An 18,312-nucleotide genomic window follows, 5' to 3' on the forward strand; every position below is an offset into this window, starting at 1 on the left:
ATATAAATAGTTTAATATGAAAATTAAAGAACTCACCAAAGCCGAAGAACAGGTAATGCAGATATTATGGCAGTTAAATGAGGCTATAGTTAAAGACATTATTGAGAAAATGCCCGAGCCTAAGCCGGCATATAATACGGTATCAACCGTAGTAAGAGTTTTAGAGGGTAAGGGTTTTATCGACCATAAAGCTTACGGCAACTCGCATGTTTATTTCCCGCTCATCAGCGAGGCGCAATATAAAAAATTTACTTTTGATAAAATGATGAGCAGCTATTTCAGCAACTCGTACGAAAGTCTGGTATCCTTTATCGCTAACGAGAAGAAATTAGGCATCAAAGAGCTTGATGAGTTAACCAACCTGATAAACGACCTAAAAAATAAAAAGAAATGAACTGGCTGTATTACCTCGCGGAAGCAAATATATACCTGGGTGTATTTTATTTGGCCTACTGCATATTTCTTACCAAAGAAACCTATTACCAGTTAACCCGGGCCTATTTAATTTTTAGTTGCATAGTCTCATTTGCGTTGCCGGTTTTGCAAATTGGGGCGTTAAAGCCGGTGGAGGTAGCAGCAAATACAGCAGTAAATTATACCGTACCTGTTATACATACTACACAAACTGCATCTTCAATCATCGCCCCGGTTACAATTGAACACCCGCTAAGCATGCAGGATTACTTATGGGATGGTTATTTGCTGGGTGCCGGTATAGTATTAATAATACTGATCATTAAACTGTATACGCTTTTTAAATTAATGCGTAATGCAGATTGCGTTGGGCGCGATAACTATAAAATAGTTTATCTATCCGGTAGCGATGTTGCATTTTCATTTTTCAACTACTTGTTTATTGGTACTAATGCGGCTGGGGCCGATATTATTACCAGGCACGAGCTGGTACATATCAGGCAAAAACACTCGGCAGATATTATTTTCCTCGAGCTGTTAAAGATCATCAACTGGTTCAACCCTTTCATTTACTTATTGCAGAACAGCTTAAAAACCGTACACGAATATATTGCCGACGAGCAAACTGCTATTTATGAAAAAGATGCCCTCACCTACTCGTCTTTTTTAGTAAATAATGCTTATGGTGCGGGCGGTTCATCTATCACGCATTCATTTTTTAATTACAACCTGTTAAAAAAGAGAATAATCATGTTAAACCAACAACGTTCGGGCAATTTAGCAAGGCTAAAGTACCTAATGGCTGTACCCATTTGTGCAGGATTGCTTTGCGCCTCTACCCTGGCGTTTAGCAAAACTTATGGCTGGGTGGATCTTGTACCAAAAAACAAAATCCAAAGACCTCTTCCTCCGCCACCACCGGCACCACCGTCAAATACAAGGATCACCGGCAAAGGCTATAAGGTTGAAGAAACAGCTTACCTGGTTAATAATAAAGCAATATACCGAGTTACCATTACCGAAAAAAACGGTGTCGAGAAAGAATACTTTACTAATAAAGTAACTCCTGCCGAAATAAAATTGTTAAAGGATAAATATGGTTATACCTTCCCGGCCATACCTATTTATTCAAGGCTTCCGCCACCGCCGCCAATGATTACGCAAAAGGTAAAGTTTCCGCCACCGGTTGTAAAGCCAAATAACCAGGTAAAGTTACCGCCACCTGTTGTAAAGCCGGATAACCAGGTACTGCCACCGATTGTAAGGATTGATACTATTTCAAAAGGCTTTAATAATGCTTTTACTAAATATTTAGCCAGAAATATTCATTATCCTACAGATGCGCGTAATAATAACATCACAGGCCGTGTTATTGCAATCTTTACCGTAGAAGGCAATAAAATGAAAGATATAAAAGTGGTAAGAGGTATTGGCCACGGTGCAGATGAGGAAGTATTAAGGGTATTAAAAAATTATGAGCAACCTCTTGATATACCACAAGGTAAATATGCTGTACCCGTATTCTTCGCGATTGCAGATTATGATGAACAAACCGGACGGCCGGATGATAAAGCCAAAACCGCTGCAATAATCAACCCTAATAGCCCTAATAAAAATACAGTTTGGGCTTTAGACGAAGTCGTTATAATTGCTTACCCGACACAAAAATAATGCTAAGGCCTACTCTGTTTCATATTTAGCAGGCCTTTTAATATTACATGAAGAAATAATTTATAGTAACTAAAAAAAATAGTTTTATAGGTAAATAATTTCATAAACCAACCTTTGTGATGAGAAACATAATTTTAATCTCTGCCAAATGGGTGTTGCCTGTGGTGGCTCTTTTTATTGTTTCAATTACCGCCAACGCCCAAAAATTACCAACCGTGCAAAAGGTTAGCCTACGGGCACCTACCAATATTAAAATTGATGGCCAGGCAACAGAATGGGACAACAAACTCCAGGCTTATAATAATGCAACGGATATTTTTTATACCATTGCTAATGATGATGAGAATCTTTATTTAACGGTAAGAGCAACAAAACCACGTATTATCCAGAAAATAATTGCCGTGGGTATTGGTTTCACCATTAATAATTTGGCCAGAAAAAACGATAAAGCATCTGAGAACATCACTGTTACTTACCCCTTTTTAGAATTTAAAACTGGCGAAAATATAATATCAACCGTAGGACTAAAATCAGTTAATATAATTCCGGGGTTAACTGATACGACTGCTGAAACAGCCTTTGTACGTAAAAAAGCTGACTCGCTGATTATTATTGCCAATAAAATGTTTGAAAATCAATCAAAAATTATAAAAATTAAAGGATTGATAGGAATAACTGACACCCTTATTTCTGTATATAATGAGCAATCCATCCGCGTAGCGGGACTCTTTGATAATACAAAAGCCTATACGCTCGAAGTAGCAATACCATTAAAACATCTTGGACTTTCTATTGATAACTTATCAAAGTTCAGCTATAATATTAAGCTTATCAGCAGATTTGATGCCAATAAAGGTATAGTGCGAACCTATTATAGATATGGTAGTGCAGGGGATCAAATAGATATGAATGCCGACCTTGATTCAACCACCGATTTTTGGGGAGATTATACCTTAGTTAAAAAATAAATTTATACCCTTTCATCATGCAATTTAAAGCTTTTACCATTATCAAATCAGGTTTGCTCTTGCCGGCCTTGTCTGTTATATTAAATTCTGCCAACGCCCAAAAATTACCAACCGTGCAAAAGGTTAGCCTATGGGCACCCACCAACATAAAAATTGATGGGCAGACTACAGAATGGGACAACAAACTCCAGGCCTATAACAATGCTACGGATATAGCTTACACACTTTCTAATGACGACAAATGGTTGTATTTAACTATCCAATCTAAATATAATGATGTGGTTGATAAAATTTTAAGAGGCGGTATAACCTTCACCATAAACCATTCCTTAAGAAAAATGGACGAAAAACATGTATCTATTACTTACCCGGTATTACGCGATGCAGATATGGCCGACGTAACGAATTTATTGGCCCATAAGGTTATTGAAAAGCGCGAAGCCGGTATAGCCCCAATAAAGGTTAACGACCTAAACGACTTGCTCGAAGCGAAAGATAAAATGGTCAATATATCCGGCGTAGAATCAATTCCTGATCCTTCTATTTCTATTTATAACGATGAAGGTGTCAAAGCAGCATCGCGGTTTGACAGCAATCTGGTTCACCTGCGAACTGGCAATACCTCTGAAATTTTTATCTCAGCCAAATGATGGTGCTGATGCTTTTAGTTATCAAATTAAAGTAAATGAACCGGCTATAAATGCACAACAGCCTGTACATACCAATGGTGCTCCGCCACCCCCACCGCCAATGATGACAACATCACTTTCACCTACCTATTTTTGGGGTGAATATACTTTGGCAAAGAAATAACTTGTTTTAAACAAATCGCTTATCGTTAGTTAACCAATTCGCACCTATTGTCTGTCATGAAAAATAAAACCCAAAGGTATGCCCGGCTTATTTTATCCGTCGCCGTTTTTACTATTATTTCAATAAAAACAATTGCCCAAAAACTGCCCAATGTGCAAGATGTAAGCTTGCGTGCGCCTGCTGACATTAAAATTGATGGAAAGATTGCCGAGTGGGATAATAAATTCCAGGCTTATAATAAGGCTACAGATATCTTTTATACAATAGCTAATGATAATGACAAGCTATATTTAACCATACAGGCAACCGACCCAAGCATTATCACCAAAATAATTTCGGGTGGGGTTACTTTTAGTATTAGTGCTTCCGGAGATAAAAAGGCTAAAAACTTACTATCTATCACGTTCCCCGCGAAAGAAGGAAAAGTTAATCCGCTGCTAATAAAATTGATAAACAAACCTAAACCATCAAACGATGCAGCAAAGTATAAAATGCAGCTTGACTCGTTTATGAAAGTTATCAATAAACGATTAACAGATAGTGTAAAACTAATTGGGGTTACAAACTTAAAAGATATAGAAGATAATTTTATTTCGATGTATAATGACCTGGGCATTAAAGCCGCTGCCCTGTTTGATAATAATATAAGTTATAATTATGAGCTGGCTATACCAAAAAAATACCTGGGGCTTGGTGCTAATAATTTAAAATTCACCTATCAAATTAAATTGAATGGCACCACACCTCCTAATGCAACTATACAGCAATCTGGTAGTGGCAGATTTTTAATTGTGACCGTAGGAAATAATCCACCATATGCTATACCAAATGTAGTACCGTATGCGGCTTCGGCCTATCCTACCGATTTTTGGGGCGAATATACCTTGGCAAAGAAATAGCAGTTACCCTTTTACATATATCACCTGCTTAGTTTCAAAAAACTCTTCGGTAAAATAATCTTTAAGGTAAAATTGCTGCACTTTTAAGCCCGATTCTTTGATCTCGTCGGCAAGGTCGCCGCCTTTTAAGTATAGAATGCCATTAGGCATTTTATTTTTTGATATTTTATTGAACTTGCCTTTTATCCACGGATAAAACTCGCCTAAACGGGTTACTGCGCGCGATACGATGAAGTCGAATTTCTCGTCAACCTGTTCGGCGCGGAGGTGTGATGCACGTACATTTTTAAGACCAAGCGCGCTGGCGACTTCCTGCACCACTTTTATTTTTTTACCGATAGAATCAACCAGATAAAACTGTGTGTCGGGGAACAATATAGCCAGCGGTATCCCCGGAAAGCCCCCACCGGTGCCCACATCAAGCACGCTTTCGCCGGGTAAAAAAGGCATTATTTTGGCGATACCCAATGAATGTAATACATGTCGCTCAAACAACTGATCAATATCCTTGCGCGATATTACATTGATCTGGTTATTCCAGAATTCATATAATGCGGGCAATTGTTCAAATTGCTGCTGCTGAGTTGGTGTTAATCCGGGAAAATAGGTAAAGAGCTGCTTAGATGTCATCCCTGTTAAAGCGGTTAATAATATTGCCAAGCAAGTACCTCGCCCTAAACAATTGCGCCTTAACCGTACCTAAAGGCAAATCAAGCTGCTGTGCAATTTCTTCGTATGATAGCTCATCGAAATAACGCAGGGTAATTAAATTTCGATAACGTGCCGGTAAGCTTTGTATTAGCAATTTCAACTCTTCGGTTTGCTGTTTTTTGATAGAAGTTTCTTCCGGATTTAAAACATCAGCCTTTATTTGCAACTGCTTTTCGTCTCCGTCATCATCCGTCATACCATGAATTGAGGTGGTATTAAGCTTTTTTTTCCGAATAAAATCAATGCAATTATTGGTAGCCACCCTAAAAAGCCAGGTACTAAAGGCATAATCCGGCTGATACTTATCCAGTTTCTCAAATGCTTTGGCAAAGGTTTCTACCGTAAGGTCCATAGCGTCTTCCTTATTGTTTACCATTTTAAGCACCATAAAATAGATGGAATCTTTGTACCGATGCATCAAATCGGCATACGCCTTTTGGCTCCCTTCTCTTGCTTTGACTACCAGGTGGAAGTCATTCTTCGCATTTTCGGTAAAATTCGAATTTATTTCCATTGAGTAGTTTTTACAAAAGTGCCTATAAAGCCAAACACATTAATATAAATGTAGTAAACAAAATCAAAAAATGGCAAATACCACAATTGTGATGCCGCATTTAATTTTTTAAATGTTTTACGATAGATTATTATTTGTAATATCCATCTAAAAAAGAACAATCCTAAAGCAAATAATGGTTCAAAATAATAAACCAGGCTCCAAATAAACAATCCATAAAATATAAAGCCGCTCAAGGCATCAAAGCTTAGCAAGCGCCGATGTGTATTCTTATACAATTTACCAACCCCCATGTGCCGCTTTTTTTGACGATACAGAGCTACCAAAGTAGTTTTGGCAGATGTAAACACAAAGGCATCCTGGTGTATCTCTATATCGGTATTGGTAGCGGTTGCGTTTTGATTTACAAACAAATCATCATCACCAGACATTACATGCATGTGTGCCGCAAAGCCTTTGTTGGCAAAAAAAAGTGTTTTGGTATAGCCTAAATTACGGCCGATACCCATGTAAGCGTCTCCATTTAACGCTGCCGACAAGTAATTTATAGCCGTTTTTAAAGTCTCAAAACGAATAATAGAATTTAAAAAATTACCGGTTTTATAATAAGGCGAGTAGCCTAATACAATATGCACCTCGTTGTTAAAGTGAGCGGCCATACGGGTTATCCAGCTTGATGAAGCTGGCCGGCAATCGGCATCTGTAAATATCAAATGTTCGTTCTTTGCTGCTTTGATGCCTAAAGTAAGCGCAAATTTTTTCCCTGTTTTAAAGCGCTCATGCTCTGTAATGGTAACTATTTTAAGATGAGGATAAGTTTCTTTTAATACTTCCAAAACAACATCTGATGAATCGTACGAGCAATCATTTATTACCACTACTTCAAAATCAGGATAATTTTGCTGTAATATAGAGGGGAGGTTTTCGTTTAAGTTCTTCGCTTCATTACGGGCGCTTATTATTACGGATATAGGTATTTTAACGTCCGGCAATTCATCGGGCACTACGTACGCCGATAGCGATTTATGGCTACTGATAAGATAGTACAACTGGACAATAAAAGCCAGTAAAAAAATAACAAATAATGTGACTCGTATATAAGTTTCCAACACGTAGTAAATATGCCGCAAATTTGGGGAAAATATTGGAAATTAGGCACTAAAAATTAGAGATTAGTTAAGAAAATTAGAGTTTAGTTAATTAAAGGTCAATGATTAGGCAATAGCAGGTGAATATTTAATATTTTTAGTAAAGCGATAGGATATTAATTGCTAATTAACTAATTTCTAATCTTTAATACCTAATCTTTAATCTCTACCTTTGCTCCGCAAAAATGAAATTTAATTTAACAGCACAAGATCCGCTTTCTAAAGCCCGTGCGGGCGAGATTACTACCGATCACGGGACCATACAAACCCCTATTTTTATGCCTGTTGGTACTGCCGGTACCGTTAAGGCGGTTCATCAGCACGAGCTTAAAAATGATATAGAGGCACAAATAATATTAGGCAACACTTATCATTTATATTTAAGGCCCGGTTTAGATGTGGTGGAAGGCGCAGGCGGCTTGCATAAATTTAATGGCTGGGACGGCCCTATTTTAACAGATAGCGGCGGCTACCAGGTATACTCTTTAAGCGAAGTGCGCAAGATAAAAGAGGAGGGCGTAACGTTCCGCTCACATATAGACGGTTCAAAACACTTGTTTACCCCAGAGAATGTAATGGATATTCAGCGCATTATTGGTGCCGATATTATAATGGCCTTTGACGAGTGCACACCCTACCCCTGCGATTATATATATGCCAAAAAATCAATAGAAATGACGCACCGCTGGTTGAAGCGCTGCTGTGAACGTTTTGATACTACCGAACCTAAATATGGTTATAGTCAAACTCTTTTTCCGATAGTGCAGGGATCTGTTTATAAAGATCTGCGGGTACGGTCGGCAGAGGCTATTGCCTCTTTCGAGCGGGAGGGTAATGCCATAGGTGGCCTGTCAGTAGGTGAGCCTGCCGAAGAAATGTATGCCATGACCGAAGTGGTGTGCAATATATTACCTGAGCAAAAACCACGTTATTTGATGGGTGTAGGTACACCTATAAATTTACTGGAAAATATTGCTTTAGGTATTGATATGTTTGATTGTGTAATGCCAACCCGTAATGCCCGCAACGGCATGCTTTTTACAAAAAATGGCGTTATTAATATCAAAAATGAAAAGTGGAAGAACGATTTTTCGCCTATTGAAGATGATAGCGAATTGTTTGCCGATAAAAATTATACCAAAGCCTATTTAAGGCACCTGATACATTCGGGCGAAATGCTGGGTGCACAGATAGCTACCCTGCATAACCTGCACTTTTATTTATGGCTGGTTAAAGAAGCACGTAAAAAGATTATAGCAGGCGAGTTTTATAACTGGAAAAAAACAATGGTTAGCCGTTTGGGCCAAAGATTATAAATGAAACAATTATTAGATAAATACTTAAAAATAATTGACTGGTATATCATCAAGAAATACCTGGGCACTTTTATTTTTACTTTATTTATAGTTATTGGTATATCTGTAGTGTTTGATATATCAGAGCATCTGGATAACTTTTTATCGCACCATGCTACCGTTTATGATATAGCTTTTAAATATTACGCTGGTTTTATCCCGTTCTTCATGAACCTGCTATCGCCGTTGATTACGTTTTTAGCGGTGATATATTTTACAGCAAAAATGGCCAATCAAACAGAGATTGTACCCATACTAAGCGGTAAAGCAAGCTTCAACCGGTTTTTAAGGCCGTACTTTGTATCGGCTACTTTAATTTTTCTCGTTTCGCTTTTTGCTAATGTTTACCTTATCCCATATACCAATGAGCTAAAGGTGAAATTTGAAAATACGCATGGCTTTAATGGCGATCCTACAAAAAATGAGGTACATCTGCAATTAGATACTCGTACTTATGTGTATGTACAGTCTTATGATAATACCTCTAAAACCGCTTACCAGTTTGTTTTGGAGAAATTTGATGGCGATAAATTACGCGAAAAAATTGTAGCCAACACAGCTACTTACGATTCTCTGAAAAGAAAATGGAGCCTTAAAAACTATTCTATACGCTATGTAAATGGCTTAAGAGAAAAGCTAAGCATGAATTTACCGCAAAAAGACACCACCCTTGAGCTCAGCCCATCTGATTTTGAGATGCACGATAATGTGTATTCGGCCATGTCTACGTCTGTTTTAGACAAGAATATTGATAAAGAAAAGATAAGAGGCGCCGGTAACTTAAAGGATATGCAATACGAAAAATACAAGCGCTTTATATATCCGTTAGCATCATACGTACTAACCATGATAGGCGTTTCTATATCCTCGCGCAGGGTTCGGGGTGGTATTGGTTTACCTTTAGGTATAGGCCTGTTTCTTTGTTTTGCCTATATTGTGGTTGATAAGTTTGCGTTGGTATTTGCCATAAAAAGTGGTTTGCCGCCTTTAATTGCGGCGGCTTTGCCTAACTTTTTGTTTGGTGTATTGGGCTGTTATTTACTTTATAAAGCACCCAAATAAATGGCACAAAGGAGCGCCAACACTTCTGAGCTTAATAAAAACCTGCTTATACTCCATTTCACGGTATTTATTTGGGGATTTACCAGCATTTTAGGCGCTTTAATATCTGTATCTGCAGTACAATTGGTTTGGTATCGCGTATTAATAGCCATGGTTTCGCTGTTTTTTTACTTTAAATTTAATAGAACAGCCTTTAAAGTTAGCCGAAATACCTTCTTAAAATTGTTCTTTACGGGTGCTTTAGTGGGCGGGCATTGGATATTATTCTTCGCCTCTATCAAGCTTTCTACCGTTCCGGTTACGTTGGTATGCCTTTCTTCCATGACCTTATTTACGGCTGTATTAGAGCCTTTATTTAATAAGAAGCGAATTTCAAAACTGGAGATAATAGCCGGTCTTTTAATTATAACAGGCATAATTTTAATATTTAAATTCGAAACCCGATACACTAAGGGCATTATAGCCGGCCTGTTAAGCGCCCTGTTTGCAAGTGTGTTTTCTATTATCAACTCCAAACAGGTTAAAAAATTAGAGCCTGCTATCATATCATTTTATGAGCTTACCGGCGCCTTTTTCTGGGCCACGTTATACCTGCTTTTCACGAACGGGTTTAACCATGCTATGCTATTAAAGAACTCGGACATTGGTTATCTCTTACTGCTTGGCACCATCTGTACATCGCTTGCATATGTTGCCGGCGTATCAGTAATGCGCGAACTTTCGGCCTTCCGCGTGGCGCTCATTACCAACCTTGAGCCGGTTTATGGTATACTCATGTCTTTCCTTTTTTTTGGCGATATGAATAAAATGACCACCGGGTTTTGGGTAGGCGCATTAATAATTTTATCTACTATCTTCCTGTTTCCGGTAGCGCAAAAGCAAATTCACAAGCGTACTAATCGTTAATATTCACCTGATATACTTCCTGAAATTCGTACTATAATTTCAAACCTACAGGATAGGGGATGAATAATTTATATTACTGCTCCGCCCATTTTAAGCCTCTCTAAGCTACTTTCAATTTCAACCACACCCACATACATTTTTACAAATTCGAGTTGATTTTACGCGAAATTTCAATGATTGATTTGTGTATTGAACTCTACTATTTTCAATTCTATCCTAAACAGTCAATCCACAGCTAGATTTAGTGAAATTTCACGCAATAAAAAATCAAAACTCAATTTTAATTTATTAAATAAATAATTGTTAATCAAATTATTATAAACATTAACTAAAGTAAAAATTTAACTTATCATAAATTTTATTTTTTCATATTACTAAAATAGTTAGCATTTCTAATTTACCCCCCGTTTAATAAATACATAAATGTCTATTAATCAAATATATAATCAACATTACTTAAACAACAACATGAGTATAACTATTTTTATCAAAAACAAGAGTGGTTAGTGTACTTAAAGTACCATCTTTAATTTTTGTCAAAAAATACGGCATTGTACCAGGCAGGCAGCATTTTAAGAAAACTGAGTTAAAGACGCCACTTTTTAATGATGCATTTTAACAATGCAGATACGGACGGGTAATTTTACAATCGTGCCAAAAAAGCTCAAATAAAAATTACAAGTTTTGACTTTTTACAAACCCAGCAGCCCTCCATGTTTTTTAAATTAACATTACGCTTATCAGTTTTGCTGCCCACCCTATTTTTTAAATGATTTTAATAACACATTTAAAAAGCGGATATTGGCTTAAACTGTTAAACACCGAAAACTATGCGCATAAAAACAATGGTCATTATTTTTATTACTGTATTGCTTACGGTAGTATTAATGCAAAACACAGAACAAGTAAAATTTAATTTTTTGTTTAGTACCTTTTACATGCCCAAGCTGGTAATGCTAACGGCCGTATCTGTAATTGCATTTATTTTAGGTGTGTTGGTAGGGCGGCCCAAAAAAGTTAGAAGCATCAGCGGAAATCACCACGACGATGACGACGATAACAACAAACCCGATACACTAAGTGATGAGGACCGCGATTACATCAGTCATCCTTAAAGAAGATTTTTTTAGATAATTATTAGATATTGTAGAACACCTGGTTGTCTTGTTCCAGTTCGCCAAGATCAGGGATTTTGTTAAAGATACCGAATACGGATGCTCCGCTCCCGCTCATACTGGCATAGACAGCACCGGCCCGGTACAGCGCGGCCTTCACCCCTCTTAACTCCACATGGTTTTGGAAGATGTTATTTTCAAAATCATTTTTGATGTGATTTTTCCATTCTGTAATTGGCGCGTAGATCAACTCCAATAATGATTGCTTCACCATGGCCGGTTTTACGCCACTGAAAGCCTCGGCAGTTGACATGTGGATGTCTGGCATCACCAAAATAATTTCGTAGCCTGAGAGGTCTAATTTTATCGATTCAAACTCATCACCCCTGTCAAAAGCAAACACCGGTTTGTTTTCGATGAAGAAAGCGCAATCGGCGCCTAATTGGCGAGCGTAGTTTAATTGCCGGTCGGTTGATAAATTTAAATCAAACTTCTCATTCATCAGCCTGATAAAAAAAGCGGCATCGGCAGAGCCTCCGCCCAGGCCCGCGCCAATCGGAATATTTTTATGCAAATGAATTTTTACCGGCGGCAGGTCATGATCTTTTTTTAACAGGTGATAACCTTTCACGCAAAGGTTATCTTCCATCCTGCCGGGAATGTCCAGACCGGATGATTCAAAGCTCAATTTATCGGCTTCAATAACCTCCAGCGCATCGTTTATTTTTACCGGGTAAAAAATGGTTTCCAGGTTATGATAGCCATCAGCGCGGCGTTCGGTTATATTAAGGCCAATATTTATTTTGGCATTTGGAAATATGATCATAGAATGATTAACACAATGCTTATTTTTACACATCCGTTAGGATACCAAAAATAGATTATTTTTATTTGCGTCAGGAATTAAACATTCACTAATTCCATCATTCAACAATTAACATTCACTCAATCACTCATTCCATCATTCACTAATTAAATAAAATGAAGCAGTATCTCGACCTAATGCACCATGTAATGGAAACCGGTACTCAAAAGCACGACCGTACCGGCACCGGCACCATTAGTGTATTTGGCTACCAGATGCGTTTTAACCTGCAGGATGGCTTCCCGTTGGTTACAACCAAGAAGCTGCACTTAAAATCCATCATACATGAGCTGATATGGTTCTTACAGGGCGATACCAACATTAGCTACCTGAAAGAAAATGGCGTGCGTATATGGGATGAATGGGCCGACGAGAATGGAAATTTAGGGCCGGTATATGGTTATCAATGGCGCTCATGGCCCACCCCTGATGGCGGGCATATTGACCAGATAAGCCAAGTCATCAATCAAATAAAAACCAACCCTGATTCGCGCCGCATCATCGTATCGGCATGGAACGTTGCAGATGTTAACCAAATGGCGCTGCCGCCTTGCCACATGCTGTTCCAGTTTTATGTAGCAGACGGCAAACTATCATGCCAATTGTACCAGCGCAGCGCCGATATATTTTTAGGTGTACCTTTTAACATTGCATCATACGCGTTGCTTACCATGATGGTGGCACAGGTATGTAATTTAGAGCTTGGTGATTTTGTACACACTTTTGGCGATGCACACCTTTACAACAATCACCTGGAACAAACCAAGCTGCAACTAAGTCGCGAGCCGCGCCCGCTGCCCACCATGAAGATAAACCCTAACGTAAAAGATATTTTCGATTTTAAGTTTGAGGATTTTGAATTAGAGAATTACGATCCGTGGCCGCATATTAAGGGAGCAGTGGCGGTTTAATGATCATTAAGTCATTGGGTCATTAAGTCATTGGATAGTTTGTTATGAGCAATCGCATAGAAGATATTGAGGTTTACAACTTGTCGGAAGTTTTTGCAGGTAAAGTTTGGGAAATTACATCAACCTGGGACTTTTTTGCAAAGGATACTATAGGCAAACAATTAGTGCGATCATCAGATTCCATCAGCGCAAATATTGCAGAAGGCTTCGGTAGGTATCATTTCAAGGAAAACAAAAATTTCTGTTATTATAGTCGTGGATCTATTATCGAAACCAAAACATGGCTATACAAAGCAACTTCAAGAAAGTTGATTGACAATGAAACTTATCAATCATTACTTCAACAATTAGAAACTATTCATCTTAAACTTAATATTTACATCAAATTCATTGGCAGCATAAAATGATCATTTAAAAAAATGACCTAATGACTCAATGACTCAATGACCAAATGAAATGATTGTATCCATCGTAGTAGCCATATCAGAAAACCATGCCATCGGTAAAGACAATAAGTTACTTTGGCATTTACCAAAGGACCTGAAACATTTTAAAGAGATAACCACAGGCGGGACTGTAATCATGGGGCGTAAAACCTATGATTCGGTTGGCAGGCCGCTGCCCAATCGCAGAAACATCATTATAACGCGCCAGCTAATAACAATTGAGGGTTGTGAAGTGGCTAATTCTATCGACGCGGCATTGGCTTTATGTAAAGACGAGGCCGAAGTTTTTATTGTTGGCGGCGCCGAAATTTATAAACAGGCCATGCACCTAACCGATAAGATCTATCTTACAATTGTTCATGCCGATTTTGAGGCAGATACTTACTTCCCTGAAATAAAGGCAGCCATCTGGAAAGAAACCGATCGACAGGATCATGAGCCCGACGAAAAAAATGCACTTCCATACTCATTTATAACGCTTGAACGCGCTTAATCAGCGAGTTATTGGCAATTGGCAGTTGGCAGTGTTCAGAACAAAAGCTTTATATATTTAGCCGTTAATCCGTCACCTTTTAGCTTTTACCTTTTTGCTTTTAACTCCCTTAAAAATTGTTTCAATTTTAAATTTCATGCTTGCAAAATTTTATTAGATTTGCCGTCTTGTTTAAAATGCTTATAAACTAATTAATTACATATTATAATTTACGATGCAAGGTAAAGGGGTTATTAAATTTTTCGCCATAGTGCTAACGATTGTTTGTATATATCAACTCTCGTTTACATGGGTGGCCCACAAAGTTGAAAAGGATGCAGCAACGTATGCCAAAGGCGATACAGCTAAAGTAAAGGCATATCTTGATTCTGTTTCATCATTGCCGGCTTATCCTGTTTTGGGCCACACTTATCAATACTGCTTAGAAAGAGAACTGGCTCTTGGCCTTGACCTTAAAGGCGGTATGAACGTTACCATGCAGATATCATTAGCCGAGTTGGTAAAAGCGTTATCAAACAACAATCCGGATGTGGTTTTTAACCAGGCACTGGTAAATGCTACTGCTGATACAAAAACCAGCCAGAGTGATTACATCACTTTATTTGTTAATGAATACGAAAAACTAAACCCAAACGGAAAGTTAGCCGCTATTTTTTCGACTAAGGATAATCAAGCACATCTTAAATACAACGCTTCTAACAACGAAGTTGAAAAATATTTAAAGGATGAAGCTGATGTTGCTGTAAAACAATCATACACCGTTTTAAACACACGTATTGATCAATTTGGTGTTACGCAACCAAACATTCAGTTAGAGGCAAATACCAACCGTATATTAATTGAGTTACCGGGCGTTAAAGACCCTGAGCGTGTTCGTAAACTTTTATCAGGATCGGCCAAATTAGAGTTTTTTGAAACTTTTGAAAATAAAGATCTTTATCAAACCCTTGTTGGTATAGATAATTTATTAGCTGCAAAAACTAAAGCAGTTGCTAAAGACTCGGCAAAAACTACAGTTGCTGTCACTGCTAAGAAAGATACAACAGCCGCTAAAGGTGGTTTAGCTTTATTAAACAAAGTTGAAAAAAATGCCGCTAAGGACACTTCATTAGGCGGTAAGAATAAATTGCTTGCTGCACATCCATTGTTAAGCATATTATCTACCCCTTCTTATCAGGATGCACAAGGTCAGCAGCAATTGCGCCCGGGTCCTGCAGTTGGATGGGCTTTACAAAAAGACACTGCTAAAGTAAATACTTATTTACATAGCCCTGATGTTAAAGCTTCATTACCACGCAACCTAAAATTTGCATGGGGTGTTAAACCACTTGACAAAACTAAAATATTTGAATTATATGCCCTTAAATTATCAGGCGCCGAAAACGGTCCGGTATTACAAGGTGATGTAATTACTGATGCGCAAAACGATGTTGACCAAAAGGGCAGCCCTGAAGTGAGAATGATCATGAACTCACAGGGAGCCGAAAAATGGCGCGCCGTTACCGCACAGGCAGCACAAACAAAAGAAGCTATCGCAATTGTGTTAGATGATAATGTTTACTCTGCCCCTGCTGTACAAAACGAAATTTCGGGTGGTGTATCTTCTATTTCAGGAAGCTTCACTATTGAAGATACTAAGGATTTGGCTAACGTATTAAAAGCCGGTCGTTTACCCGCTCCTGCCCGTATAGTTGGCGAAGATGTGGTTGGCCCGTCATTAGGTCAGCAATCTATCGATGCCGGTTTAATGTCATGTTTAATGGGTTTACTGGTGGTATTGGTATTTATGGTTGCTTATTATAACCGCGCGGGTACAGTTGCGGTTGTAGCGGTTATCATTAACGTATTCTTCCTGATGGGGGTATTAACCAGCTTACGTGCTGTGTTAACCTTACCGGGTGTTGCGGGTATCGTGTTATTATTCGGTATGTCGGTTGATGCCAACGTACTGATCTATGAGCGTGTGCGTGAAGAATTAGCTTTAGGCAAATCAATACGTTTAGCGGTGAGTGATGGTTTTAAACACGCTTTATCGTCTATATTAGACTCTAACATCAGTACCTTCTTAACAGGTTTGATCTTATTCATTTTCGGTAGCGGCCCAATACAAGGTTTTGCAACTACGTTGATGATAGGTATTATCACTTCATTATTCTGTTCACTATTAATTTCAAGATTAATATTTGAATGGATGCTTGAAAAAGGATGGGATATTAAATTCTCAAACCCATGGAGCTCGCATACTTTTAAAAATGCAAACTTTGCGTTTGTTAAAAAACGTTTCAGGTTCTATATTTTCTCGGGTACATTTATTGTTGCCGGTATTATATCCATGTTTGTACAGGGCTTTAACTATGGAGTTGATTTCCAGGGTGGCCGTAATTACATTCTTGCCTTCCAAAATAAAAATGCTACTGTAGAGGATGTACGTGGCGCTATTGAAGGTGTATTAGGTAATGGTACTTTGGTTAAAAAATTAGGATCAGACAAAATAAGTGTAACTACTAACTATCTGATAGAGGATAACTCAACCACCGCTGATGCAAAAGTTGAAAGCACTTTATTAGAATCACTTAATAAAAAGGCGGTAACTCAAATAAGCAAAAAAGACATACTGGGTTCACAAAAAGTACAGGCTACTATTGCTGACGGACTTAAAAAATCAGCTATATGGACAGTATTGTTCGCTATATTAGTTCTCTCGGCTTATATATTGTTCCGTTTCCGCAAATGGCAATTTAGTTTAGCGGCGATGATTGCAACGGCGCATGATGCTTTAATGGTATTGTCGTTCTACTCAATTTTCAGACATGTATTACCATTTCTGGATATTGACCAGTCATTTGTGGCAGCGATATTAACGGTAATAGGTTATTCTATTAATGATACCGTAGTTGTATTTGACCGTATCCGTGAGTTCTTAAACTTGCATCATGCAAAAACAGATGAGCCTAAAGAGGTTATTAATAACGCTATTAACAACACATTAAGCCGTACTATAATTACCGCTTTAACTGTATTGTTTGTGCTAGTGATACTATTCATATTCGGTGGCGACGTTTTACGTGGCTTCTCATTCTCATTATTAATTGGTGTATGTTTTGGTACCTATTCATCAATTTGTATCGCTACACCAGTAATTATAGACTTTGGGAAAAAAGATCTGAGATAAAAGCTAATGGTTGAATTAAGTTGATTGGGTTAGTAGTTGCCCCTTGATAAATACAACCGATCACTAATAACAACAAAAAGGCCGTCTCCTGATTTTAGGAGGCGGCCTTTTTGTTGGCATAAATTATTTCTAACTTTCCAATATTACTTTTAAAGCTTTCTCTTTCGCGGCATTTCCAAAAGTATCATATGCCTCAATTATTTGATTCAGCTTAAAATGATGGGTGATCAATTTTTTCGGCTCTATTTTTTTTGATTGAACGGTTTTTAGTAGCAAAGGTGTAGTAACCGTATCAACCAGCCGGGTAGTGATGGTTATATTTTTTGACCAGAGCGTTTCCAGGTGAAGTGTAACACTTTTTCCATGAACGCCTACATTGGCAATATGGCCCCCTGCGGTAATAATATCGCCGCATAACTCGAAAGTAGCAGGTATACCCACTGCTTCAATGGCTACATCAACTCCCTTTTTGTTAGTAAGGCTCATTATCTTTTCAATAACATTTTCATTTGCACTGTTAATGGTCTGCGTTGCCCCAAATTTCTTGGCTACACTAAGACGGTTGTCATCCTGATCTATCATAATAATTTCTGCAGGAGTATAAAACTGAGCCGTTAATAAAGCAGCAATACCTACTGGCCCAGAGCCAACAATTGCCACAACATCACCGGGTTTAACTTGCCCGTTTAACACACCGCATTCAAAACCAGTTGGCAAAATATCACTCAACATAACCAGTGCTTCTTCGTCTGCCCCTGCAGGTATATGATAAAGGCTGTTGTCGGCATAAGGTATTCTAACAAATTCTGCCTGAGTACCGTCAATTGTATTACCTAATATCCATCCACC

Annotated in this window: 18 protein-coding genes; 13 read left to right on the plus strand and 5 right to left on the minus strand. The window is 38.1% G+C overall.

Going from position 1 to position 18,312, the window contains the following annotated elements; genetic code table 11:
• Positions 1 to 16: 16 nt before the first annotated feature.
• The 5 genes from JWP71_RS07190 to JWP71_RS07210 all read left to right on the plus strand — a co-directional run bounded on the left by JWP71_RS07190 (position 17) and on the right by JWP71_RS07210 (position 4,765).
• A complete protein-coding gene (locus tag JWP71_RS07190; RefSeq protein WP_299498219.1) occupies positions 17 to 394 on the plus strand; it encodes a BlaI/MecI/CopY family transcriptional regulator in 378 nt (125 codons plus the stop codon).
• A complete protein-coding gene (locus tag JWP71_RS07195; protein WP_299498220.1) occupies positions 391 to 2,085 on the plus strand; it encodes a M56 family metallopeptidase in 1,695 nt (564 codons plus the stop codon). The genes JWP71_RS07190 and JWP71_RS07195 overlap by 4 nt, the downstream gene beginning before the upstream one ends.
• A gap of 119 nt (positions 2,086 to 2,204) precedes the next feature.
• Positions 2,205 to 3,053, plus strand: coding sequence for a hypothetical protein (locus JWP71_RS07200; protein WP_299498221.1), 849 nt, complete (start codon positions 2,205 to 2,207; stop codon positions 3,051 to 3,053).
• 17 nt (positions 3,054 to 3,070) lie between these two features.
• Positions 3,071 to 3,703, plus strand: a complete 633-nt coding sequence (locus JWP71_RS07205) for a hypothetical protein (protein ID WP_299498222.1) — start codon at positions 3,071 to 3,073, stop codon at positions 3,701 to 3,703.
• Between the two features lie 219 nt (positions 3,704 to 3,922).
• Positions 3,923 to 4,765, plus strand: coding sequence for a hypothetical protein (locus JWP71_RS07210; RefSeq protein WP_299498223.1), 843 nt, complete (start codon positions 3,923 to 3,925; stop codon positions 4,763 to 4,765).
• Positions 4,766 to 4,768: 3 nt separating this feature from the next.
• Here JWP71_RS07210 and rsmG read toward each other — a convergent pair whose 3' ends face one another.
• The 3 genes from rsmG to JWP71_RS07225 are packed head-to-tail and all read right to left on the minus strand — an operon-like array spanning position 4,769 to position 7,039.
• Positions 4,769 to 5,395 carry a 16S rRNA (guanine(527)-N(7))-methyltransferase RsmG gene (gene rsmG / locus JWP71_RS07215; RefSeq protein WP_299498224.1) on the minus strand — a complete coding sequence of 209 codons (627 nt, stop codon included), beginning with the start codon at positions 5,393 to 5,395 and terminating at the stop codon, positions 4,769 to 4,771.
• Positions 5,385 to 5,990, minus strand: coding sequence for a sigma-70 family RNA polymerase sigma factor (locus JWP71_RS07220; protein WP_299498225.1), 606 nt, complete (start codon positions 5,988 to 5,990; stop codon positions 5,385 to 5,387). Before JWP71_RS07220 ends, rsmG begins: the two co-directional genes overlap by 11 nt.
• Positions 5,981 to 7,039 carry a glycosyltransferase gene (locus tag JWP71_RS07225; RefSeq protein WP_299498226.1) on the minus strand — a complete coding sequence of 353 codons (1,059 nt, stop codon included), beginning with the start codon at positions 7,037 to 7,039 and terminating at the stop codon, positions 5,981 to 5,983. The genes JWP71_RS07220 and JWP71_RS07225 overlap by 10 nt, the downstream gene beginning before the upstream one ends.
• A gap of 284 nt (positions 7,040 to 7,323) precedes the next feature.
• Between JWP71_RS07225 and tgt the strand changes: the two genes are divergently transcribed.
• The 4 genes from tgt (at position 7,324) to JWP71_RS07245 (ending at position 11,576) form a co-directional block, all read left to right on the plus strand.
• Positions 7,324 to 8,454: a tRNA guanosine(34) transglycosylase Tgt gene (gene tgt / locus JWP71_RS07230; protein WP_299498227.1), complete on the plus strand. Its 1,131-nt coding sequence runs from the start codon at positions 7,324 to 7,326 to the stop codon at positions 8,452 to 8,454.
• Positions 8,455 to 9,555, plus strand: a complete 1,101-nt coding sequence (locus tag JWP71_RS07235) for an LptF/LptG family permease (RefSeq protein WP_299498228.1) — start codon at positions 8,455 to 8,457, stop codon at positions 9,553 to 9,555. It begins immediately after the preceding gene.
• Positions 9,556 to 10,461: an EamA family transporter gene (locus JWP71_RS07240; protein ID WP_299498229.1), complete on the plus strand. Its 906-nt coding sequence runs from the start codon at positions 9,556 to 9,558 to the stop codon at positions 10,459 to 10,461. It begins immediately after the preceding gene.
• A gap of 830 nt (positions 10,462 to 11,291) precedes the next feature.
• A complete protein-coding gene (locus JWP71_RS07245) occupies positions 11,292 to 11,576 on the plus strand; it encodes a hypothetical protein (protein ID WP_299498230.1) in 285 nt (94 codons plus the stop codon).
• Positions 11,577 to 11,598: 22 nt separating this feature from the next.
• Here JWP71_RS07245 and ispE read toward each other — a convergent pair whose 3' ends face one another.
• Positions 11,599 to 12,402 (minus strand): 4-(cytidine 5'-diphospho)-2-C-methyl-D-erythritol kinase, encoded by an 804-nt coding sequence (gene ispE, locus JWP71_RS07250; RefSeq protein WP_299498231.1) that lies wholly within the window; start codon positions 12,400 to 12,402, stop codon positions 11,599 to 11,601.
• A 155-nt stretch (positions 12,403 to 12,557) separates the two neighbouring features.
• Between ispE and JWP71_RS07255 the strand changes: the two genes are divergently transcribed.
• The 4 genes from JWP71_RS07255 to secDF all read left to right on the plus strand — a co-directional run bounded on the left by JWP71_RS07255 (position 12,558) and on the right by secDF (position 17,463).
• On the plus strand, positions 12,558 to 13,352 hold the full coding sequence (locus tag JWP71_RS07255) for a thymidylate synthase (RefSeq protein ID WP_299498232.1): 795 nt from the start codon (positions 12,558 to 12,560) through the stop codon (positions 13,350 to 13,352).
• Positions 13,353 to 13,396: 44 nt separating this feature from the next.
• On the plus strand, positions 13,397 to 13,759 hold the full coding sequence (locus JWP71_RS07260) for a four helix bundle protein (protein ID WP_299498233.1): 363 nt from the start codon (positions 13,397 to 13,399) through the stop codon (positions 13,757 to 13,759).
• A gap of 49 nt (positions 13,760 to 13,808) precedes the next feature.
• A complete protein-coding gene (locus JWP71_RS07265) occupies positions 13,809 to 14,291 on the plus strand; it encodes a dihydrofolate reductase (protein WP_299498234.1) in 483 nt (160 codons plus the stop codon).
• Between the two features lie 214 nt (positions 14,292 to 14,505).
• Positions 14,506 to 17,463: a protein translocase subunit SecDF gene (gene secDF / locus JWP71_RS07270; RefSeq protein WP_299498236.1), complete on the plus strand. Its 2,958-nt coding sequence runs from the start codon at positions 14,506 to 14,508 to the stop codon at positions 17,461 to 17,463.
• 129 nt (positions 17,464 to 17,592) lie between these two features.
• On the opposite strand, the gene JWP71_RS07275 is transcribed toward secDF, so the two are convergent.
• A partial coding sequence (locus JWP71_RS07275; RefSeq protein ID WP_299498238.1) for a zinc-binding dehydrogenase occupies positions 17,593 to 18,312 on the minus strand: 720 nt, incomplete at its 5' end.

The sequence above is a fragment of the Mucilaginibacter sp. genome (assembly GCF_028287845.1).
Classification (GTDB): Bacteria; Bacteroidota; Bacteroidia; order Sphingobacteriales; family Sphingobacteriaceae; genus Mucilaginibacter.